The following is a 23,024-nucleotide window of genomic DNA, read 5'->3' as shown; positions in this document are numbered from 1 at the left end:
ACGAGACAACAAGAAGTATATCAAAGCCCCAATCGAGCCAATGGATTCTGATATCAACATGACTTTTAACGATATAATGGAAACCAAATATTTTATGACCCAAAACCGAGAAATAAGAATTTGAGTACATACCCAAGAGAGTTTGAGAGCTAATGAAACTTATGACAAAGTTTTTTTATGGTGTGGTTATGATCAAACTGCTTACAAAGGTTTTTTAAATAAAAAAAAGATGGTAGTGGTTGGATTTCTTATTTAAAGGTTAAACCGCAAGCGAGTTCAAGCCAGTCATAGTTTCCTTAGAATCTTTTTTTTGGGAGAACCAAATATAAAACGAGTTTAGAAAAAAATTATATAATGTATTATATTATGACAAATAACTGATACTGCAAAAATTGTAAAGAATATAAAGACAGTTGAGCAGAACATCAAAATTATGAATCTGATAAAACTTACCGGAGAGACATTAAGTGTTATAGTTGTGATAAACACAGTTTAATCTATACCGATAGTCAAAAATCACGTTATAAAGATTTAGCAAAACAAAGAACTTCTATTTTAGGTAGAGTGGAGGAAGTGGAGATATTTTCCACTTGGTGAAGTAATAATATCGCAACAACAATTGTTTATCATGGTAGTCGTTATTGAGTATACTTGCTAGTTTATGATCCTGTTTATAACACTTCTCGACCAGTAGTATTTCCTACTAGTTCTGATTGTGCTTACTGAGGAGACAGTAGTAGAGGCAGAAAAGGACATAATTATCTTTCTGATGCTAGGAGTGAAGCTAATTGATTAAGAGATGAGTTAGCAAGTAGTTATGGAAAGTATAGAGATAATCCAATGTTATTAATTCATCCTTATTGTGATTGTTATAAATCATTCAATAGTTTTGTTACTGAACCTTATGTAAAAAAAAAATATTCAACTAGTTATCTTAAACCTTTTGATGTTGTCAAAACAGACATGACAATGTTTGACCATGTTGGGGTATATTTAGGTAAAATAGACGGAGAATCTAAGGTTTGTCAATATACTAGAGAAAGACAAAATACTACAATTGATAATTGAAGTTCTTTTTTAGAAGGAAAAGTAACTGCGTATCATCCAATCATTCCCTTTAAGAATTACAAAGATATTGCTAAGCAAATAGTTTGAGCTAAAGATAATGATTATCGGAAGAATAACTATGATTTGCATCGTAGAAACTGCGAGCATTTTGCTAACATGCTCGTTTATGGGATTAATTATTCAGGGCAGATAGAGCAAAAAAAAAAGAATGCTTATGGCCTCAGTTAATGTTCCGGCTGGTGCTACTATGGGAACTATAACAGGATTAGGACTTTTTAATGTTATTGGTTCAGTTGCTTTGGCTCCTGCTACCGGTGGAGCCTCTTTATTATTGGGAGTTGCTTCGGCCGGACTAACAGGAATGGGAGTCGCTGTTACTTCAAAAATCTGTGTTAATATTGATGACAGTGATGCTAATGACAGAAAAAAAAGTGTCAATTTAAAACATGAAATAAAAGAAACTGATAACAGATTAGGAAGAACATCTGATTATGAAACTGAAAAATATGAACAACAATATTTACAAGAAGTTCCTTCTAAGGAATGTTGTAGGATAATGTAACACTATGTTAGGTTTTCCGATAATTTTGATGTCAATAGTTGGTTTTAGTTGAGGTCTTTTAGTTATATTTTTTCTTTTTTCCAGAAGAAAGGTTTTCAAAAATAATTCTTTGGGATGGGTTAAATGATTTTTAATCTTGTTTTTCATCTTTCTTGTAATTGGTTTTTTATTTTTTGTTCTTCCTTATACAAACAGGATGATGTAAGGTTTAAGTAAAGAGGATTAAGTCTAATAACTAAGCTTCCCCTTTTCCAAAAAAAAGAAACAAAAAAAAAATTACTAACTAGACAATTCAGAAAAAAATGACAAGAGATTAAGTTGAAAACTGAAACATTAACAAACACCGAATTCCTTATTACTGAACTCCTGGAAATTGTTTAGTGCCAATTCCTTACTGGTTGATTGGGTTAATGGAAGGTGGGAAAATTTATCACCAAGGTGATTTATTAGAAAAAAATAATTAACTAAAATGCCAGAATTACCCGAAGTTGAAACTGTTCGCCAAATATTAAGATCTGAAATAATTGGAAAAACTATTCAAAAAGTAGAAATTTATAAGCCAAAAGACGAAGCGAGAAAGCGGATAAGTTTAGTCAAAGAAATTAGTGAAGAAGAATTAGTTAACTTATTGATAGGCAAAACTATCTACGAAATAGACAGAAAGGGTAAATGTTTATTTTTTATTCTAGGCGTCCGCACCTCGGATACCCAAGATATTCATCAAAACACCTATGTTCTAATTAGTCGTCTAGGAATGACCGGAAAGTATTTTATAGAAGAAAAAATACTTACTCCTACTTCAGAACAAGAACAAAAGGATTTATTTAAGAAACACAACACTGACGATTCAAGGGTCTTAACTTTTTACTTAGATAATGGTCAAGAGTCAACAAAATTAATTTATTGTGATTCTCGCCGATTTGGAAGTTTTCGTTTACAAAACTTTAAGGATTATAAACAATTAGAACCTTACAAAAATATTGGAACCGATTTGCTGGAAGAAAAAGTAAACACCAAACTACTATTCGAACATTACCAAAAACGCAAAGTCTCTATTAAAAATGCTTTGTTAGAACAAAAAGTCATTAGTGGCATTGGCAATATTTACGCTTCGGAAATACTTTTCGACACTAAAATTCATCCTTTAAAAAAAACTAACCAACTTACTTGTCTGGAAGTAGAAAAAATAATTTCTTCGGCTCAAAATATTTTAAAAGAAGCCTTAAAATTAAAAGGAACTTCAGAATTTGATTTTGTTAATCCTTTAAGCAAAGAAGGCTCTTATCAAGAGAGATTAAAAGTTTATAATCGAGCAGGTAAACCTTGTCCTAATAATTGCGGAGGTTTAATTGAAAAAATAAAAAAAGAAGAAAAAGAAATTAATAAAGGAAAAATAAACGAAAATAAGCCGAAAGAAAGGAGTACTTTTTTTTGTCCGCAATGTCAAAAATTAGAGTTGTAGCCATAAATTACATTTAATAAAATTATAATAATGTTAGCAAAAAATAAAAAAAACAAATTAAATTGCCAGGCATTCTCACCCTGTTATGTAACATAGAGGATCAACAAAGTTCTCTGCAAATTAATTAAACAATTTTGCAAAATATCCCTTTTTCTATATCATTAGTTCGCGTGTTTAATATATTGTATCTTAAAGGGGAAAGAGAAAGTCCAAGATAATTGTTCATTTTGAATTAGCCAATCCTTTTGTTAGCATTGAACTTTGTTTCATCTCCTTTTCATCTCTCATATTCCCCGAATTCTTAATCATTCCGTAAATTTCCTCAGTAATATCCTCATACTCTTTCGCTAATTCCACAACATATTTATCAGTCTCCAAATCACTCTCGCAACTGCTTTTTCCGTGTTTAACTAATTGGATATAATGGCTTAATTCATGAGAGCAAGTTTCTAGTACTTTACCAAAATCAATAATACATGACTGATAAAAATAAAATTAAAACAATCCTATTAATTGGAAAGACTGGAAGTGGTAAATCTGCTCTTGCTAACGTAATATCTGGCACTGATAATTTTAAAGAAAGCGAATTGAGTGTTAGTACAACAAAAGAAATTCAGAGTAAAGAATTTAGAGAAGATAATGTTGATTATTGTGTGATCGACACTCCTGGAATCATCAATGCTGATTGGTCACAAAAGAAATTATTAATCATGATAGCCAAGGTGGCTTATTTGGCTAAAGATGGGATAGATCAGATTCTTTTTGTTACTCATGGTAGATTTGACCCAGTCGAAGTACCTATTTATGATTTACTTAAAACAATAATTTTTGATGAAAGTATTGCCAAGCATGCAACAATAGTTTGCACTGCTTTTAGCAATTTTAAAGACAAAAGTGAGATAAAAGAAGATATTGATTTAATACTAAACTCAGAGAGCAATATATCTGAAATAGTTAGAGAATACGAAGAAAGATGTGTTCATGTTGATAACCCTTCAATTGAAGTCGAAGATGTTGGAGAATTAAAAAGTAATAAAAGAAAAAGAAACAAATCTAGAGAAATACTATTAGAGTATTTAAGTAAAAATTGTCAGGGTGATCCTTACAAACCTGAAAAACTAATTCAATTAGGCAATAAAATTACTAAACTCAGATGTTAGTCGAAATCATAAACTTACCAAATTAACTTGTGATAACGATCAATACATTAAAGCTCTTGAAGATTTTATCAAAAAGAACAAAAGAGAATAGAACCAAGAAAATGCAGAATTACTACAAGAATTGTTCTACAAATTATTCTGAATTTATTCAGTTTAAAAGAAAAGAATGAGGCTATCCCAACTATGGTGATAGATGTGAAGTAATATGAAGATAAATATATGGAAATGAAAAAGGTTAAGAAAAAAAGCAAACTAAATGACCTTGCTAAATTAAATAAACTCTTAATTAAAAAGCACAAAACAAATAAAAGAACGCTGCATTACATTAATCAATTAAATCCACAGTAGATATATCATTAAAGTTTTTTCAATGCTAAGCGTCTATCTAATAAACTTTCTCGATATCATAAAGATAAAGAAATACAGTCTATAAAAAGCAAGAGTATTGTCTTCTATAATATCTACTCATTATTGTTTAACCTGTGCGATTGTGCGAGTTATTCAATATTATTAAATTCATACATGTTCCTTCACATGTATATAAACAAAATTGGTTACTTGTGACTTGATAGTATTTATTTGTACTGGACCGGAGTTATTTAAAAATTATATAAATGGTGTTTATTTTTGCTTGTTTGTTTTTTCTGAGTATTATATCTCCTTTTTTTCAAACTATGATATATGATATGATGATGTATGCCTTTCATATTAAGTAAGTGTGATAATGAGATAATTATTATTATCATTTAATACGCAATAACTCTTTACTATATTTCTGCTCTTGTCCTTATAGAGAGAATATTTTTGTCACTTCGCCATGTTCATTAAGACTATATGGTAATAAATTTCAACACTATATGGAACTATACTAGTTCTCTATGAAATCAAAGCTATAGAAGATAAAAAGTCAAGAATGCAAGAAAAAAAACACACAAAATTCTTTTAAAAATGTGCTCATTTTCTGTTTTTTAATCTTCGTTATAATGTTGTATCTATAATTATCCTTATTTTTTTTGTTGTTTGTCTCTCATTTTTTTATTTTTATATTTTTTTCGCTTATGTATTTTATTGCAACTTATTACATTTTCTATCTATTTTTACTCGTAAATCCTTCCCTGCTTCGAGTTGTTTAACATTCGTTATAATAAAAATTCTCCGATTTTTGCTCGAAATTAAAACAAAATGACAAGTTTATGACAAATAAAGACGATTCACTAGTACTATAATTAGCAAAAAAAAATCCATTTAACAATCATTAACATTTTGTTTTTCATTGGTGAAATGAAGAAAATGAAAGAATTAATAAATGAGTTGTGTCCAGCTGATGATTACGTTGTTTTTATTACTCTCTGCCTAGCAGCTTTTGCAGTTGGAAAAGCAAAATATTAAAGGAGATAGAAAAATAACTTAATTATGAATTCTGCTAAATCATTCGGTAGGAATTATTAATCAAATTTAGCGTTCTATCATTAAAAATTATTAGTATTAAGTAAGTAAATATATTATAACTAGGTGTGAAAAATAAAAGCAAATAGAAGATAAAAAAGTTACTGAAACTATTATTTTTGGAACTTTGCTAATGATATAATTGGAAATAGTAGTGTTAACGAAGAAGAGTAAAAGGTTAAAAAAAAAAGAAATTAATTTTGCTCAGGAAAATATTAAGCACATAAATTATATGAATTATACTATCCAAAAAAAGAAACAAATACGCTAATTATTTAGCTCCCAATATTTTTCATTATAATTTGCATTATAACCTAATCTTCTTTTAATAACTCCGTAAAAACCGTCCAGACGTTTATGTTCATGTTTGACGGTTCTTTAATGAACTCTGTTTTTTTTTATTTTTTTAAATTTAGTTTTTTTTTAGCTTTCATCTTGCTTAATTATTGCCTTATCAAGGCCATTAGAATAAGCATGAATAGCTGAAGTCTCAATAAATGATCTTTATTAGTTGTCTTAACCTTTTAAAATAAATAATATAATAAACTACCTAGATTAGTTAAAAAAACATAGTTATGGATTCTTTACAAGAAATAAACAAGCAATATTTCCGCACTGACTTGCCATCCTTAGAAATTGGTGATATAATAGAAGTAAGCATCAAAAACTTTGATAAAAATGAAAAAGATAAATTTCGTTTAACTCGTTTTAAAGGAGAAATAATCGCTCAAAAAAATAAAGGGCAAATTAGTTATACTTTTTCAGTATTAAAAGAAAGCGACAAAGTAGTGATTAGGAGCATTTTTTCTTATCATTCGCCGTTAATAGTGGAGATTGAAAAACTACCTCATGCTAAGCGCAAAATTCGCCGCGCTAAATTATATTACTTGGAAAGAAAAATAATTAAAAAGAAAGATTAATGAATAATTTCTTTATCTGACAGACATTAAAAAAAAAGTTTCAAAATTCTAATAAAAGAGAAAACCAAAATGATTAAGACTCGCTTTGCTCCTAGTCCCACCGGAGAATTACATATTGGTGGAGCCCGCACGGCTCTTTTTTGTTATCTTTGAGCGAAAAAAAATCAAGGTCAGTTTATCCTTCGCATTGAGGACACTGATCAAGAACGAAATAAAGAAGAATTTGTTAACAATTTATATAAGGATTTAGTATGATTGGGGGTAAAACCCGATGAATCAATTTTCCAAACTGGCGAACATGGCCCTTATCGGCAAACTCAAAGACTAGATATTTATCGGAAATATATTGAAAAATTATTAGAAGAAAAAAAGGCTTATTACTGTTTCTGTTCTCCTGAGGAGTTAGCCCAAGAGAAGGAACGGTTTATCAGAGAAAATAAGCGAAGTAATTACCAATACTCGCGAAAATGTTTACAATTGAGCGAAAAAGAAATTCATTCTTTTCTCCGCCAACAAACTCCTTATGTTTTGCGCTTAAAAATACCCCAAGAAAGAAATTACTCTTTTCCTGACTTAGTGCGGAAAGAAGTAAATTTTCAGGGTAAGGATATTGAGGATTTTGTACTTTTTCGGCAAAATAGTATTCCTAATTTTAATTTTGCATGCGCGGTTGATGATTATTTAATGAAAATCAGTCATGTTTTACGGGGCGAGGAGCATTTATCTAATACCGGCAAGCAACTAGTGTTGTATGAAATGTTTGGGTGAAATCCCCCTTTTTTTAGCCACATTTCAATAATTCTCAATAAAGAAAAAAAAAAACTTTCCAAACGAGATAAAGAAACTAGCCAATGACAGTTAATTAGTCAATTACGAGAAAAAGGTTATTTGCCTTCCGCCATAGTCAACTATTTACTATTTTTAGGTTGACATCCAGGAAATAACCAAGAAATATTTTCTTTATCAGAGGCAATTAAAATTTTTAATTTAGAAGGATTTCATGCGAGCGGAGCCGTGTATGATTTGGAGAAACTTAACTGGTATAATAATCATTACATTCGCCAATTGCCAGAAAAAGATTTTGCGGAACACGCTTGACAATTTTTAGGAAAAAAATACGATTTAGAACCAAAAAAAAAAGCATGAGTAAAACAAATCTCCTTATTATTTCGCCCGCAACTCAATAATTTTCAAGAACTAATTGATTTAACTACTTATTTTTTCCAAAGACCCGCCCCAAAAGTAGAGATTAAAGAAAATGAAGTTTTATGAATAGAAGAATTAAGAAAAGAATTAAGTAAATTAGATAAATGAGAAGTAGAAAACATTAAATCGGTTCTTAAATCGGCCTGTCTAAATAATCAAGCACCCAAAAAAGAGTTTTATTTGTTGGTAAGGAACCTATTAACGGGAGTGGACAAAGGACCAGAATTGCCCCAAATTATTTACTTATTAAATAAACTAGAAATAAATAAAAGATTCAACATATCTCTAGCAGGAAGAAAATCTCCAATTTCAAATTCTTTTGAAAATTAAGTCAAGATAAATTGGTAAAGAAACTTGTACAAAATTTTTTAGAGGCTTATGGTGTTTTTATCCTCTTTTGACTGCTAATTTCTAATAAATTCTTTACCAAAAGTGCCATCATAAAAGGAATTATTATGATGTTTCGAATGATCGTGTTAATATCTATCTTCATCTATTTTTTTATCTTTAATGGTTCATGAGCGGAAGTTTCTAAAATAATTCTAACTTCTTTTTTTCATCTTGAGTAAGAGTGGATCATTAGTTTTATATTGTTCGAATGGAAAATATTTTTTATATTTAGTGATACTTTTTCCTGTTAGATAGATTTGCTTTATTCCATAACCTTTCTTATTCGTGTTTAGTATGCATTTAAATTAACAGATTAGCAACTGACAAAGAGAAAACAAGAAGAATGTGGACCTTGGCTAATTATTCAAGCTGGCAATATTTCATCAATAACAGGAAAGTAAATATATCTCCCTTCTTTATGTATTTCCATTTTTTCCAATTGTTCGGGTTTAACATTTTTATCTAGAATGCTTTGTTCGGCTAGTAAAGATACCAAAATACTAACTTCCCTCCCATCATCTAGTTGAGTTATTAATTTTCCTTCCTTTATTTGGCAATTAATTATTCTAGTTGAATACCTTTCTTTTGGTGGTAATTGTTCTTGTTTTGTTTCAATTTTATTCAGTCTTGCCATATTATATTATTTTTCTTTCTCTTAATTCATTTTCTACTTTATTTTTAATTTTTGCTCTTTTTCACACCTTAAACATTCCTCATTTTCTCCTAACGCTTAACTACACTTGCTACAAAACATAACGTAATTTTTTAAATCCTTTTGCTGATACATAATAAAATGCTTTTATGATAAGTCTTCCAACAAAATTCTCAATATTTTTTTTTTATTTGATAGGATCTTTTTTAATAGGAGTGTTGCTAAGCTCAATTATTTTTTTCTACTACGCAAAAAAGCAAGTAATGAGATTACAAAAAGAAATAAAATCGTCAGAGAAGGATCAGATAAAGTATATGCTAAGCGCTCTTGGTCAAAAACCTTCAGAAGAAAAAATAAATAGAATATTAAGTATGTCTAAAAAGCTTGAGGAAAAAAAAAGAAAAAGCAAAAAAATAAATACAATGTAGACAAAAAAGGCAGATAAGTTCTGGCAGATTTACCTCTATCTCACTTTAAAGTAAACAAAAAAATGAAGAAATATAAAAAGTTTCTTGCCTAATGAAACTTTAGCGAAAGAATAAAACAATAAAGTAAAAGAATAAGAAGAAAAAAATATTCAACTGTTCCACGATTTTGTTTTGGTGAATTTTCAATATTAACTTTTATTTGGTCTTGTTTTTAATTAATTAATTTTTTAATGAACATACCATTTTCAATATTACCTAATCATTATTGAAGCAAAAGAAGATAAAAGTGGCTATTATGTCATGTTCGATAAAACGATTTTTCATCCACAAGGGGCGGACAACCTAGTGACCAGGGATATTTTAAAATAGAGAATAAAGAATTTGCAGTTGAAAAATTAGAAATTTCACAAAATTTTAATAAAGAATTTTTCTTGATAAAGCATTGTAATATGAATCTAAATTATCAAAAATACGACTAGGAATAATAAAATCGAGTTATAAAATTATTCTTCCATTTCTAGTTTCATAAATTCTATATTATAAAAGTTTTTTCTGCGGGTGTAGCTAGTCTAAATAATCTTAAGTATTATTTTTTTCACATTGAACGCAAAAAAAACGCCAATTACACAAATAGAAAACTTTTTTTAAAAAGCATTTTTTGAAAGTTAATAAAAAAAACAAGAGATCGATAGAAACAATGATCATAAACAATTGAATTTTATAACAAGAAGATAACTAGTGATACACACTAAGCTTTTTTTATATTATTGCTCTCTAAAAATCAATTTTAGTCCATTTTCGTTTTTAGTTCTTTTTACACAATTAGTATCATTAAGTGTATTGAGTAAAATAGCTACAATATCATATTATTCTTTTAAATTTAATATAAACCATTCAATAATTTTTAGGAGAAAATTGAGTTAAAAATGAATAAATTATTGCCAAAAATTATTGAACCGCGCTTTTTAAATACCATTATAAAATCTAGAACTTATCTTCCTACAACTGAAATAATTAGAGTCGATAGTTTAAATTATCAATGTCTTTGTGATTTTTTTGATGGAAAAATCTTTGTTTTGCGTGTTCCTAAATTTTGTGACAACAATATTATAAAACATGGTTTGAAAAATATTCAAAAGCATGAGATCATTGATTATTCTAACGTAGTAGAAGTCGGAAAAATTAGAGATTTGGGTATGGCATATTATGAAGTTAAAGACAGACCAAGTAAAAATCTTTACTATGAACAAGTAACAACTTCAATTAATGCTCTTCGTAAAGCATTTTGTCCCTTCTTATCGCCTATTGACAAAATACGCCTTTTATTAGATGAACAATGGGAAAGAGGAGCTTCAAGATTAAATTTAGGTGGAGGAAATATGTTTGTAGGATTGATGCGTGCGTCGGAAGAAGAACTTTTTCCACATGAAGATAAACTAGAAAGAGATGATAGAAATGTGATTTCAAAATTTAATTATATGACACAAGCAGCCTTTAACTGTTATCTAAAAATCCCTGAAACAGGAGGAGCTTTGCAGCTGTGGAATACAAGTTTAGAAGATGATGAATATAAAATATTAAGCGACGGCTGTTATGGAATAAAAAACAAAAGTTTACTTCCGCCTCCTGTTGTAACGATTTATCCGGAAGTAGGCGAACTTATTATTTTCCATTCACGCTGCCTTCATGCAATAACAAAAAGTTCAAAAACACGCATTGGTGTTTCTGGATTTATTCTTTATCAAGGAAAAGAAAAACCACTACATTTATGGAGTTAAAAAAGATTAATTATAGTAATCTATTTGCATCTTGTTAGTTTTATAGTTACCCACATTTTTTTGTCTTTGGACAATTTTATAAAACACAAATTTAGCACTCTCAACAAAAAAAATATAGATCCAATGATTACATCGATAAATATTTGTCTTTCTATTTTCTTAAAATTATTTGTTTTAAAAAAATATTAATACTTTTCTATTAAGTTAGAATCTATAAACAAGATAAGAAAATGGCTTGTTTCTGTTAATTGACTTTCACTAATTATTGTTTTTCCTTGCGTTCTTAGCAAATTTGATATCTTAATATATGATTAATATTTATTAAATCCTAATTTATCTCTTGATGATACTAATGATAAAGTTTTTTAATTAGTGTAAAAAAAGCTTTTGTTTATTTCATTAAATCTGCGGAATCTTTTTTTACACTAATTAAATTTTCGCCTGTAAATTGATAGATATAGTCAACATACTGAAATATTTCGTAATGATGGTCAATTACTAATACGGTTTTGCCTTTTAGTCTGGTAAATATATTGCGTAAAATAGTTTCTTTCAAGTCAGGGTGAACATTACTTAATATTTCGTCCAAAATATAAACATCGTAGTCACTAATAAACATTTTCATGGCCGAAATTTGTTGTTTTTGTCCTTCGGAAAGGTCACTCCCCCCTTCCCTTAATACCGTATCGAATCCTTGCGGTAGTTTGGCAATAAACTCATAAATACCAACTTTTTTAGCCGCTTGCACTAATTTATTGTGGTCTTCTTTATTATACTTGTTAGGATAATAAACATTCTCGGCAATGCTCAGGCGGAAAAATGCTGTTCGGTTAGTTTGGTAGCAAATGTGTTGGTGGAGGCTAATGGTGTCGATCTCTTGAATATTATGTTTACCAATGAAAATTTGCCCAGCTTTTAAGTCATAAAGTTTGAGAGTAGTTTTGATAATAGTGCTTTTGCCAATGCCATTCTTGCCAGCAATACCATAACTTTTGCCTTGTTGAAAGGCAAAAGAAAAGTTTCGCAAAATATCTTGTTGAGATCTTTTAGGATAAGCAAAAACTACTTTTTGAAAAATTATTTCTCCGTTTTCGAACGGAAGATTTTTCTTAGTGCTTGAAGAAACAAGAACAAGATTATTTTCTTTTAGAATTTTTGCGCTTTCATTAACAATTGTTAGAGTACTAGAAAGTTCGTCCAGAGTTAACAAGGCCTCAATTACTTTGTTAACTTCGTTATTTAAATTTCTGACCGAAAAAAAGTAGAGACCAAAGTTGCTAATTAAAAAGACCATTCCCATCTTACTACTTTCGGAGTAAAAAGCTAAGGTTAAGGCCATAAAAAAGGTTGGAATATTAGGAATAATGACATATTGTGGAACCGCTTTAAATAAAGTGCTATATCAGAGCGATTTTTTATTCTGACGAAAAGTCGAATCTAGTTGCCGGCTAACTTTTTCTTCTTCATACTTTTCTCCAGAAACTGCCTTAATATATTCTAAATTATTAATTCGTTCGTAAATAATTTTATTATCTTCTTCTTGTCTCTTTTTGGCTGCCATATTTAATCTGCTCGCTTTTTTGAAAAGTAGTATTTCAACAATAATCAAGACCGCAAATAATCCTAATACAATTGCCAAGAGCCGCAAAAAAGTTCCTTCTCCCCCAAAATTAAAGTCAAATCCGAGCACAAAAAATATCGAAACTGCTACATAAATTAAACGATTGGGGATAAACCAAATGCTATAAGCAATTTCGTCTAAATCGTCGGCAAATTGGGTAATTAAATTGCGAGAAATTTCCACCGAATTAGCATATTTAGCCCGAACAAAGTGGCTAAATAAGTCTTTTTTTAAATCCTGTTCGATCTTATCGTAAGCATAATTCATTCAATAATAATGAATAAAGGAAAAGAAAGATTTAGCTACTAAAATGAGAACTAGCAAGTAAGCAATAAGTCCCCAAATAGTTAAGGTATTAGTTTTAAATCAGCGTAAGCCGAAAAAATTAAACTCAAATTCGAAATCCCGTTGGTCAGTAACTTTACGTCCGTCTATGCTGGCATCTTCAACTATTTTTTGGCATCCTTTTTTGCCAAAGAACCATCTTCTTTTATTTTATCCTTAATTTTTTCTTTGACTTTTTTTTGCTGTTCATTATTCTCAGTGGCTTTTTTTTCTAATATTTCTCTTATTTTCTTTTTCTCTATCTCCTCATTTTTTTCTCCTTCTTCATTTTCTATTTCTTTAATAACATGCTCGCTCAGAGTTTTTTCCTTGCTGAAAAGAGCATGCTTTATGTTAACACCAATATTAAAATTGACAACGGCAGTGATTATGGCTAGTAAAGAACAGAAAAAAAATAGTAAGGGATTATTTTTAATAACTTTCCCTAAAACCAGAAAGAGCAGTTTTATTTTATTTTGTTTTTTTGTTTTGAGAACGGGCTTGGTAAATATTGTAGAGTAATTCATTGAAATACTAAAAATTTATCATAATCAACATAGTTAGCTTTATAATAAAGTTTATTTAATATTTAAACATATATAGCGGATTTTGTCAGAGAAATTTAAAAACAAGTATGTGTTTAGACATTCGAAAATAATTTGCTCTTTTTTGGTAACAACATACCGCTATTGCCATAACGTCATAGTAACGCTACATAACGTTTCTTTTGTACATTTCAATAGGAATCTCCGATATAACGATAATTATTGTATCTATCAGAAAAAGACAAAGTAACTAAACAAACTTCTTTTTCTTGTAATTTAGTGATCAGAGTGAATTTAGCTCTTTTTTTATTAATTGGTAATAGTTTTTTTTCTTTAGTTAACAAATAGATTCATTCTTTTTTCGTTTCTCACTCAAGTACAATTATTTCATATTCCCTTTGAAAATTTTTAATTTCTTGAAAGTATTTAATCATATAGGTTTTAACATTTACTAATAAATGAGTAGAAATTCGCGAAAGATTAAAATTAAAAAAATTTATTATAAATTTCTTTGTTCTTTACTACTTTTGTGGTTTCAATAGTCCTTAAGATGCGCAATTATAGAAAATTAGCAAGTATATCAGAAACAAAAAACATTCAAACTATCTAATATAAAATATGTAGAATAATCGGATTTTAGCGAACTACTTTTTTTTAAATTACCAAAGTATTCAAGATAGTTATTACTGTTTTTAAGAATATCGAAGTATTTCTGCAAACTTAAGGTTTCTTTTCCTGGATCACTAATAGTGAATATAAAAGATTTAATTGTGTAAGTTATGCTTTATGCTCATGTGAGTTTTCAACATGTACTTTTTTAAAACTTTTTAAAATTGTTTGATTTTCTTCTAACTTTTCATTCATAGAATTATAACTAATATTTTTTATGATTTTTAATTTACATTACTAAATTCTTTTATGTTTTTCCAGTTACATTTTTCGTATCTTATCCCGCTGAACTCAAATGTCTAAAAATGTCATTACTTATATCAGGAGCAATACAATTAAGTAAAAAAGCAATAATCTTTATTCCATTAGATAAATAGTTTAATGTATGGTTTAAAAGAATAATATCGCCTTTTTTGGTTAATTCTCACGGGGCCAAATCAGAGATTAATTTATTACTTTCATTTAGGAGGTTTTGAATTTGAGAAAAAGCGTCCGTAAGTTCATATTGGTTCATTTTGTCTTGATTCTCCTGAATGTGGATATTTTGATAAGTTTTTTTCGCTACTTTCTTATTTTTATTACGGTTCGTGTTATATAAAAAAATTAGGAGAAAAAACTATTTAAGTGGTTCGTATAAATGCCTTACTAGTGGATTTACCTTAATTCCGTTCATGAAGTTAAAATCTAGACAATTATCCCAATTAATCTTTTCATTATCAATATTAAAAGTTGCTAAAATCTTTTTGCTGGTTTGTGACACAATACAATTAAGTAAAAAAGCAATAATCTTTATTCCATTAGATAAATAGTTTAATGTATGGTTTAAAAGAATAATATCGCCTTTTTTGGTTAATTCTCACGGGGCCAAATCAGAGATTAATTTATTACTTTCATTTAGGAGGTTTTGAATTTGAGAAAAAGCGTCCGTAAGTTCATATTGGTTCATTTTGTCTTGAAATTCTTTCACGGCAATTTCACACTTTTTTTGTATTCAACTAATTTTTCGTTTTTTACTTCTCCTTTTAATTCTGGAATAACCCCCCCATTATATAAATGAAGCATTTTATTTACTCGTGAAACTAAATTACTTAAATTATTAACAAAAAAGTAGTGGTAAAAATCTTTTAATAAATCCTCATCACATACTCCATCTTGTAAAAAGTTAATTTTGGCAATAAAGTAGGCTCGCAAAAAATCTTTTGGGTATTTTTTTGATTTTAATAATTCTAATGGGTCAATAACATTACCTTTGCTTTTACTCATTTTTCCTTGGGGGGTGGTTAATCAACCATGTGCTAAAATTTTGTTTGGTAATCGCTTATGTAAAGAAAAAAGGATGATAGGTCAATAAATAGCGTGAAAACGAGTGATTTCCTTCCCAATAAGATGGACAATTTCGCAAGACTTCAATTTTTTCAGTAAATATTCGTTTACCCTATCTGGAAGTTGAGAATTAATTTTCTCTATTTCGCTTATTTTAAAAAACTTGATTTCTCCAATTGTTTCTTTTTCTTTGATTAGTGGTTCTCCTGAGTATTTTTTTGTTCGGTAAAAATGAAACTTTCACCAATTATTATTAATGTAAAAATTCTCTTCACCAATTTTCTCTAAATCCTCAATTACTAAATTAGTTTCTTCAAATATTTCTCTTTTTGTGGCTTCCTCGGCGTTTTCCCTTTTCTCTAATTTACCACCAGGAAATTGTCACTGGCTGTATTTTTTATTGTAAACCAAAAGATATTCACCATTTTTATTCTGGATAACCGCACAAGCGACTTCTTTCACGTTGTCGATTTTCTTTTTTTCAGAAAATTCAGAAAGGAAAAATTTTTCCCCTGGTTCGGAATTAAGATAATTAAGCAAAGCCTCAAATCAAACATAAATCACCATTTTCTCATTATTAGGGACCGGAATACCTCATTTAATATCGCTGCGGGTAATACATAAATCACGAATATCATTTTTGAGAAAATTTTTGAATAACTCTTTTTTAATGTTGGGGGGTAAAAGAAAGTCGGGATTTTGCGAATAGTATTTTACTAGTTCAGGATGATATTTGCTAACTCTCAAAAAATAGGCCGGTTCACTAACTTTTCGTAGTTCGGTTTGACAATTAGGGGTCGGACAAAAATTATTGTCAATAACTTTATCATTGCTCACATAATCCTCGCAAGCAACACAATATTTTCCTTGATACTCGCCTAAATAAATGTAGTCTCTGTTTAATAATTCTGTGAAAATTATTTGAACTTTTTCTTTATGAGTTTTAGAAGAAGTGCGATAAAAAATATGCTCAGAAATACCTAATTCTTTTCATAGCTGTTGAAAAAGTAAAACATTTTTATCGACTAATTCTTGGGGAGAAATTCCTAATGAACTAGCTTTTTTTTCAATTTTCTCCCCATGCTCATCGCTGCCAGTTTGTAAATACACTTGATAACCCTGACTTTTTTTATAGCGAGCAATGATATCAGCCAGAACCACGGTATAAGCATGACCCAAGTGTAGGCAGTCATTAGGATAAAAAATTGGAGTGGTTATATAAAAAAACTTTGTCATATTTAGTTTATGTTATTAATTTTCTAAACAAAAGAACATATAAAAAACTGAAAATCTCGTTTGTAATAATGATAGAAAGATTTGCTGTATAGTCTTTTTTATATTATAAGCAATTAAAATAGTGATTTTGTCACTTGCTTTGCTAAACTCATTAGTAGAAAGTTAAAAGTATTTATTCATAGCACTTTTTGTTAATTAATGATTATTTTTAAATTAGCAACGAGTTTATTACTTAACTTTACTTTTACCATGTTTTCGCCTAATTTATTAAGTGGACAAAATTCCAACAATTGATTTTTTTTAAAACTAAAATCTGATTTTTTCAGCTCAGATAAAATTTCCCTAGAACTAACTGAACCAAAAACCCTACCTTTATTATTTTTTTTCAAAATAAACGTAAGAGAAAAATTGTTTATTTTTTTGTATAGTTCTTGCGCTTTTTCTTCAAATACCAAATTATCTTTTTTTTTCTTTTGATTTTCTAATCAGAAAAGGTTTTTTTTATTGGCTAGCAAAACTTTCTTTTTTGGCAATAAATAGTTGACAATAAATCCTCTGCGAAGATTTTTTACTTTTATATCTCCTTTCTCACCACCAATTGTTGAAAGAAATATTACTTTTTCTAGTTTTTTCATTCTTTTTGTTAATTTAAATATGTATGCTAAAAGTTTATCAAATGCTTTTATGATAATAATAATTGCTAAAGCAAAATATATATGCGATTTTTATGAAAAAAAATATTAAATAACCATTTGCATGACTATTTATTTTTCGATAAATTTGTCATCTTTTTCTTTTTTTATCTCTCTAGTCTCTTTAATTGAATAAGGCAATAAAGCCATTTGTCTAGCTGTCTTAATAGCTTTGTTTATTCGACGTTGTGTTTTTTGGGTTAACAGTGTATTTTTACGTAGAACGATACGTCCTTGATTGTTAATAAATTTACTCAAAACAGATATATCTTTATAATCAATATATTCAATACCTTTACTAACAAAAAAATCAGTCTTGTGACTGATTTTTTTTTTTGATCGACTGGTGAAATTTCTTGACATTCTTTATTAATATTTTTCTTTTGGTTTATCAAAATCAATTTTTTCTACTTCTTTAAACACTCGAGTGAAATTCTCTAAGTTGCTACTGAATTGACTTGCTGAATCACTATCTAAAAGAGTAAAAGCCTGGCAAATAACAGTAGATTTTCTGGAAATATTGTTTCCATTCACTAATTTTTTTGTTTGCAAGTATCCTTCAAAAATAACGATGTCATTATTTTTTAATTTTGAGTTAGCTTCGAGAGCTAACTCTCCTCTAATATTGCAAAAAAAAGAAGGCAAAGGATTTTTATCGCGAGGAACGGAAATTCTAACATCTAGTCTCGATTTACTTTTTTCTTCATTTTCTCTAAAATCAAAATCAAATACTCTCCCTAAGAGTTGCACCTGATTAACGTTAATAGTATCTCGAGGCTTTATATCTATTTCAACTACTCTTATTATTATTTGAAAACCAAATTTTTCATTACGTAAGTACCCTTTTACTTCTACAACTTCTCCTTTTCCAATTTCTTTTCCTATTTTCTTAGCCTTCTCTCCTCTTATTTCACATCTTAATATAGTCAAAGAATTACTAGGATTAAGAACTAATAAACTGAAATAAGCCAAACTTTTGTCAATAATTTTCTTTTCTAACTCAATTCCTGTGTCGTTAGTTCTTTCTTCTTCTTGCTTTTCTGTATTTGTTGTTGTTGACAAGATTTCGCCAATTACTCTAATTTTATTTAACATTTTCTTATATTTTTTAATACTATTTTATCCTTATTTTCATATTAGTTAAGTTGATTAATTTATAACGATTAAGAAATTCCTTGGGAACAAATTGTAGAAAAGTTTCTTTTAATTTTTCGACCTTTTCTTTTTTGGAATTAAAGTAAATAAGCATATAGTAACCTTCGTTCATTTTCTTTATTTTATAAGCTGGTCTTCAATCTTTTTCTTCAATTTTTTTAATGCTTCCTTTTCCAAGACAATTTTCGATATTGCTAATTAATTCCTCTAGTTTACTTTTATTTTTTTCTTTCTCATTTAAAAGACACAACAATTCATAGTGAAATTCTTCCATAATAAATATTACTGAACGATATGTATGATTAATTTATTTTAATATACAGAACTATTTTTAGAACCATGCTTTTTGCTTTTATACAGACAAAAAGATATGATAAAACTAAAAAAAGTAAATTTCAACAATAAGACAGATACTAGCTTAAACAACCATCAACCCTCCAAGGCATAACCACTTTCCCAGTAGAGTTTTTTTAAAAATAGACCAACAAGAAGAGAATATTCTCCTAGTCTTTAGGATAAAAGATAAAAAAAGTAACTGATTTAAAGAATGAGGACATAAAGACATTAAGCCCCAACAGAAAAATATGAGATTTGAGAGGGTAAAACCATTTATTTTCCTTTAATAGATGTTCATGTAGGAGTAGAAGTATTTACCAAAGGACTAAAAGTTATTTGTCCTGACTACCCATTAAAAGAACTAACTAAATAACACTTTTCTTTAATACTTCTCGTTACATTTATTACTTCGTTTCCCCCATCAAGTATAATTACTGAACATATCGCTCAGAGAAAATGCTTATTCTGATTTTCTATCAACAGTAAACAAAACAGCACATTAATTACTTGATTTTTTTCTAACTTTTATATCTTTCTCCACGGTTAAGAAATCACATTAGTTCTAACAGTATTCTTTGCCCGATCCGTAACTGCGGTGGGTTATTCACTATTATTTTTTCTAATTCGGCTATTTGGTTTTCGGTTAAAAAAGTAAACTGTTGAAAATAGATTGGAACTTGTTCGTCTGCCATATTCTGTCAAAAATTACGAAAATCTTTTTTGTCACTATTTAATCAGAGCATTTTTTTTCCTTTTTCGCTTTTAGAAAACTTTTTCCCGTCTTTATCAGTCAGCAACGGAAAATTAAAAGCGAAAGCCTTATGTTCTGGATAAAAATTATTAATTAATTTTAAACCTGTGGTTAAATTGCCCCACTGGTCGCTCCCGCCTAATTGCCCTCGACAATTATAGTTTTCATATAAATAATAAAAATCATAAGCCTGAATAAGTGGATAACTAAACTCTAAAAAAGAAAGTCCGGTATCAATTCTTTTTTTAATGGTTTCTTTGCTGGATAAGTAAGCAACGGTTAAGTGTTTGCCAGTTTGCCGCAAAAAATCGATGAAATTCATTTTTTCCAATCAGTCTTTATTATTTAAAATCTGAAATTTGGTGTTTTCTTTTAAAGGTCAAATATATCATAAGTAATCCTCTCATTGCTTTTCTTTTTTGTCTTCCTTATTTATTTTTAGCACTTGGTAGATGCTATTTAACAGTTCTGGGTCGTCTTGGTAAAATTGTTCTAAAGGAGAAAGATTTATCTTTTCTATTTTTTTGGGTTTAATTAATATTCTTTCTAACTGCGATTTTATTTTTTCTTGGTAATTTTCAATTTGTTTTTCCTCTAATAAAGGTCGTTCTTTATCTTTATCACTAGGGTCGCCGATTTTGCTGGTTGCTCCGCCCAAAACTAATAGAACTGTAAAATCCTCTTTTGCAAAGCGAATAGTTTGGATGAGTTGAAATAAATGTCCGATATGTAATCTTTCACCCGTGCAATCTATTCCTAGGTAAATTACTTTTTCATCAGGTTCTACAGGTTCTAATTGAAAGAAGTTGTTTAAATTAGCGTGATTAGCAATTATTTTACGACTTTGTAAATCGTAAAAAAAAGATTTTAATTTTAAACTGTCTGACATTATCCATTAATCTAATTTTAACTCACTTTTAACTAAAGAAAGATTTAATATTACTTTTAAGTTTCTCCCATGCGCATAACAATATATTAAAATAGTATTAATAAAGTGAATAGATAGAACGAAGTATGTTTATAAATAATTTTGATAAAGACTATGATTGTTTAAACTCTTGCTAATTAAGGGTTAGAATTGCTTACTTAACAAAATAATAATATATGATGAATAATATTGAAGAAATTTTTAGGCTTCATAAAAATGATACCGGTTCTGTTGCTCTTCAAATAATCTTGTTGAGAAAAAAAATAAAAAGAGAATGAATTCATTTGAAAAATAACAAAAAAGATGTTTCTACCGGAAGAGCATTAGAAAAAAAAGTAGCTAAAGAGAAAAAGTTCTTTCAATACTTAAAAAGGTATGACTCAGATATCTATGAAAGATTAAAAAAAGAATTAAAGGTTCTAAAATCTTAAGAATAAAATAATATAATGAAACATTTATAACATTGTTGGTATCGCTTCCAAACAAATAGGTTACTTGTTATCCTTGTTAAAAACAATTTAATAGAGTATCTTTGAAAACTAGGCAGAACCAAGCCTGCAGGTGAATTCTTGCAGTTCAATTTTTTGAGAGTTTGATCCTGGCTCAGGATTAATGTTGGTAGTATGCTTAACACATGCAAGTCGAGCGGAAAGTGTTAGTAATATCACTTTTAGCGGCGAACGAGTGAGTAATGCTTATCTTATTTGCCAATTAGTGGAGGACGTGTTGGAAAGGTCCTGCAAAGGATCTTCTAACTAATACTGCATACCCTTTGGCTTCGGCCAAAGGAAAGGAAGTCTTCGGACTTTCGCTAATTGATAAGGATAAGTTGTATTAGCTTGTTGGTGAGGTAATGGCTCACCAAGGCAATAATGCATAGCCAGGCTGAGAGGCTGATTGGCCACGAAGGAACTGAGACACGGTCCTTACTCCTACGGGAGGCAGCAGTGAGGAATTGTTGGCAATGGGGGAAACCCTGACCACGCAATACTACGTGAAGGAAGAAGGTCTATGGATTGTAAACTTCTTTACTCAGGTATACTCCTAAAAGCTTGTATCTGAGCAAAAAGTCACGACTAACTATGTGCCAGCAGTCGCGGCAAGACATAGGTGGCAAACATTATCCGGAATTATTGGGCGTAAAGGGTGCGTAGGCGGCATGATAAGTTGCTGGTGGGAAATCAAGGCTCAACCTTGTGGAAGCTAGCAATACTGTCAAGCTAGAGGGCAGAAGAGGTTAACGGAACTCTATGTGGAGCGGTAAAATGTGTAGATATATAGAAGAACATCAATAAAGGCGAAGGCAGTTAACTAGTCTGTCCCTGACGTTGAGGCACGAAAGCGTGGGGAGCAAAACGGATTAGATACCCGTGTAGTCCACGCCCTAAACGATGAGTACTAGATATTGGAAATTAATTTTCAGTGTCGCTAGTTAACACGTTAAGTACTCCGCCTGGGTAGTACGCTCGCAAGAGTGAAACTCAAAGGAATTGACGGGGACTCGCACAAGCAGTGGAGCATGTGGTTTAATCCGATACAACGCGTAGAACCTTACCAAGGCTTGACATGTTCGGCAAAACTAGAGAAACCTAGCGGAGGTTATCCGAACACAGGTGCTGCATGGCCGTCGTCAGTTCGTGCCGTGAGGTGTATGGTTAAGTCCTATAACGAACGCAACCCTTAGACTTAGTTACCAGCATTAAGTTGGGGACTCTAGGTCGACTGCCTGAGTAATCAGGAGGAAGGAGAGGATGACGTCTGGTCGTCATGGCCCTTATGCCTTGGGCGACACACGTGCTACAATGGTTAGTACAAAGCGTTACCAACCCGCGAGGGGGAGTCAATCGCAAAAAGCTAACCTCAGTTCGGATTGGAGGCTGCAACTCGCCTCCATGAAGTCGGAATTGCTAGTAATCGCAAATCAGCCATGTTGCGGTGAATACGTTATCGAGTCTTGTACACACCGCCCGTCAAATCACGAAAATCGGTAGTACCTAAAACCAGTTGGTTAACCCGCAAGGGATGCGGCTGACAAGGGTAGGATTGGTAATCGGGGTTAAGTCGTAACAAGGTATCCGTAGGGGAATCTGCGGATGGAAAATAAAATATATATAAAGGTTCTGCCTAGCTTTGAAAGGCTATAAATTATTACTCAGATTTAAAATTTTAAAAACTTTTGATGTTATTTTAAGTCATTTTAATTTTCTTTAATAATAGACTATTTAAATCTCTTCTTTTTTTTTTCGTAAGCTACTATGGTAGTATATGGAATACCTTTTTCTATCCAAGCTGACAAAATTAGCATGTTGCTTAGAGACTGAAGATTAGAAAAAGAGATAGCAAAGAGTAACCAAGCCTTTGTAAATATGACT

General features: G+C 29.8%; 23 protein-coding genes and 1 rRNA gene. 11 read left to right on the top strand and 13 right to left on the bottom strand.

Annotated features, from left to right (window positions below; genetic code table 4):
* The first annotated feature begins 58 nt into the window (after positions 1-58).
* From GvMRE_RS12910 to mutM, 4 genes are all read left to right on the top strand, one after another.
* Positions 59-256 (top strand): hypothetical protein, encoded by a 198-nt coding sequence (locus tag GvMRE_RS12910; RefSeq protein WP_147411633.1) that lies wholly within the window; start codon positions 59-61, stop codon positions 254-256.
* Positions 257-366: 110 nt separating this feature from the next.
* The gene (locus GvMRE_RS12905) at positions 367-1,296 is read left to right on the top strand and encodes a lecithin retinol acyltransferase family protein (RefSeq protein WP_147411632.1); all 930 of its coding nucleotides are present in this window, start codon (positions 367-369) and stop codon (positions 1,294-1,296) included.
* The gene (locus tag GvMRE_RS12900) at positions 1,277-1,630 is read left to right on the top strand and encodes a hypothetical protein (protein ID WP_172575435.1); all 354 of its coding nucleotides are present in this window, start codon (positions 1,277-1,279) and stop codon (positions 1,628-1,630) included. Before GvMRE_RS12905 ends, GvMRE_RS12900 begins: the two co-directional genes overlap by 20 nt.
* Before the next feature lie 469 nt (positions 1,631-2,099).
* A complete protein-coding gene (gene mutM / locus GvMRE_RS12895; protein ID WP_147411630.1) occupies positions 2,100-3,092 on the top strand; it encodes a DNA-formamidopyrimidine glycosylase in 993 nt (330 codons plus the stop codon).
* 189 nt (positions 3,093-3,281) lie between these two features.
* Here mutM and GvMRE_RS12890 read toward each other — a convergent pair whose 3' ends face one another.
* Entirely contained in the window at positions 3,282-3,470 is a 189-nt protein-coding gene (locus tag GvMRE_RS12890; protein WP_147411629.1) for a hypothetical protein, read from the bottom strand.
* 98 nt (positions 3,471-3,568) lie between these two features.
* On the opposite strand from GvMRE_RS12890, the gene GvMRE_RS12885 reads away from it, so the two are divergent.
* The 3 genes from GvMRE_RS12885 to gltX all read left to right on the top strand — a co-directional run bounded on the left by GvMRE_RS12885 (position 3,569) and on the right by gltX (position 8,154).
* A complete protein-coding gene (locus tag GvMRE_RS12885; protein ID WP_147411628.1) occupies positions 3,569-4,252 on the top strand; it encodes a GTPase in 684 nt (227 codons plus the stop codon).
* A 2,021-nt stretch (positions 4,253-6,273) separates the two neighbouring features.
* Positions 6,274-6,618 (top strand): 50S ribosomal protein L19, encoded by a 345-nt coding sequence (locus GvMRE_RS12880; protein WP_147411627.1) that lies wholly within the window; start codon positions 6,274-6,276, stop codon positions 6,616-6,618.
* A 69-nt stretch (positions 6,619-6,687) separates the two neighbouring features.
* Positions 6,688-8,154: a glutamate--tRNA ligase gene (gene gltX / locus GvMRE_RS12875; protein WP_147411626.1), complete on the top strand. Its 1,467-nt coding sequence runs from the start codon at positions 6,688-6,690 to the stop codon at positions 8,152-8,154.
* A gap of 373 nt (positions 8,155-8,527) precedes the next feature.
* Here the strand turns inward: gltX and GvMRE_RS12870 are convergent, their stop codons facing one another.
* A complete protein-coding gene (locus tag GvMRE_RS12870; protein ID WP_147411625.1) occupies positions 8,528-8,848 on the bottom strand; it encodes a hypothetical protein in 321 nt (106 codons plus the stop codon).
* Between the two features lie 167 nt (positions 8,849-9,015).
* Between GvMRE_RS12870 and GvMRE_RS12865 the strand changes: the two genes are divergently transcribed.
* Both GvMRE_RS12865 and GvMRE_RS12860 read left to right on the top strand, forming a co-directional pair.
* Positions 9,016-9,294, top strand: a complete 279-nt coding sequence (locus tag GvMRE_RS12865; protein WP_147411624.1) for a YneF family protein — start codon at positions 9,016-9,018, stop codon at positions 9,292-9,294.
* 926 nt (positions 9,295-10,220) lie between these two features.
* Positions 10,221-11,072 (top strand): 2OG-Fe(II)-dependent halogenase WelO5 family protein, encoded by an 852-nt coding sequence (locus tag GvMRE_RS12860; RefSeq protein ID WP_147411623.1) that lies wholly within the window; start codon positions 10,221-10,223, stop codon positions 11,070-11,072.
* 391 nt (positions 11,073-11,463) lie between these two features.
* On the opposite strand, the gene GvMRE_RS12855 is transcribed toward GvMRE_RS12860, so the two are convergent.
* From GvMRE_RS12855 to tyrS, 11 genes are all read right to left on the bottom strand, one after another.
* Positions 11,464-13,038 (bottom strand): ATP-binding cassette domain-containing protein, encoded by a 1,575-nt coding sequence (locus GvMRE_RS12855; RefSeq protein WP_342766883.1) that lies wholly within the window; start codon positions 13,036-13,038, stop codon positions 11,464-11,466.
* 104 nt (positions 13,039-13,142) lie between these two features.
* Positions 13,143-13,544 (bottom strand): hypothetical protein, encoded by a 402-nt coding sequence (locus GvMRE_RS12850; RefSeq protein WP_147411621.1) that lies wholly within the window; start codon positions 13,542-13,544, stop codon positions 13,143-13,145.
* A gap of 113 nt (positions 13,545-13,657) precedes the next feature.
* A complete protein-coding gene (locus GvMRE_RS12845; protein ID WP_147411620.1) occupies positions 13,658-13,996 on the bottom strand; it encodes a hypothetical protein in 339 nt (112 codons plus the stop codon).
* Between the two features lie 512 nt (positions 13,997-14,508).
* Positions 14,509-14,745: a hypothetical protein gene (locus tag GvMRE_RS12840; RefSeq protein ID WP_147411619.1), complete on the bottom strand. Its 237-nt coding sequence runs from the start codon at positions 14,743-14,745 to the stop codon at positions 14,509-14,511.
* A gap of 102 nt (positions 14,746-14,847) precedes the next feature.
* Complete coding sequence (locus GvMRE_RS12835) at positions 14,848-15,177, bottom strand: hypothetical protein (RefSeq protein ID WP_147411618.1); 330 nt, start codon at positions 15,175-15,177, stop codon at positions 14,848-14,850.
* Positions 15,126-16,790: a class I tRNA ligase family protein gene (locus tag GvMRE_RS12830; RefSeq protein WP_147411617.1), complete on the bottom strand. Its 1,665-nt coding sequence runs from the start codon at positions 16,788-16,790 to the stop codon at positions 15,126-15,128. Before GvMRE_RS12830 ends, GvMRE_RS12835 begins: the two co-directional genes overlap by 52 nt.
* A gap of 191 nt (positions 16,791-16,981) precedes the next feature.
* Positions 16,982-17,425, bottom strand: a complete 444-nt coding sequence (gene rplI, locus GvMRE_RS12825; protein WP_147411616.1) for a 50S ribosomal protein L9 — start codon at positions 17,423-17,425, stop codon at positions 16,982-16,984.
* Between the two features lie 129 nt (positions 17,426-17,554).
* Positions 17,555-17,845 carry a 30S ribosomal protein S18 gene (gene rpsR / locus GvMRE_RS12820; protein ID WP_147411615.1) on the bottom strand — a complete coding sequence of 97 codons (291 nt, stop codon included), beginning with the start codon at positions 17,843-17,845 and terminating at the stop codon, positions 17,555-17,557.
* Positions 17,846-17,851: 6 nt separating this feature from the next.
* Positions 17,852-18,577, bottom strand: a complete 726-nt coding sequence (locus GvMRE_RS12815) for a single-stranded DNA-binding protein (protein WP_147411614.1) — start codon at positions 18,575-18,577, stop codon at positions 17,852-17,854.
* A gap of 19 nt (positions 18,578-18,596) precedes the next feature.
* Positions 18,597-18,911 carry a 30S ribosomal protein S6 gene (locus tag GvMRE_RS12810; RefSeq protein WP_147411613.1) on the bottom strand — a complete coding sequence of 105 codons (315 nt, stop codon included), beginning with the start codon at positions 18,909-18,911 and terminating at the stop codon, positions 18,597-18,599.
* Positions 18,912-19,491: 580 nt separating this feature from the next.
* The gene (gene tyrS, locus GvMRE_RS12805) at positions 19,492-20,613 is read right to left on the bottom strand and encodes a tyrosine--tRNA ligase (protein ID WP_147411612.1); all 1,122 of its coding nucleotides are present in this window, start codon (positions 20,611-20,613) and stop codon (positions 19,492-19,494) included.
* Between the two features lie 215 nt (positions 20,614-20,828).
* On the opposite strand from tyrS, the gene GvMRE_RS12800 reads away from it, so the two are divergent.
* Both GvMRE_RS12800 and GvMRE_RS12795 read left to right on the top strand, forming a co-directional pair.
* Complete coding sequence (locus GvMRE_RS12800) at positions 20,829-21,083, top strand: 30S ribosomal protein S15 (RefSeq protein ID WP_147411611.1); 255 nt, start codon at positions 20,829-20,831, stop codon at positions 21,081-21,083.
* Positions 21,084-21,232: 149 nt separating this feature from the next.
* Positions 21,233-22,761: ribosomal RNA gene (locus tag GvMRE_RS12795) — 16S ribosomal RNA — on the top strand.
* The last annotated feature ends 263 nt before the right edge of the window (positions 22,762-23,024 follow it).

It is taken from the genome of endosymbiont GvMRE of Glomus versiforme (genome assembly GCF_003546845.1).
The sequence above is the reverse complement of the archived record's forward strand: the minus strand, read 5'-3'. Positions and strand labels throughout refer to the sequence as shown.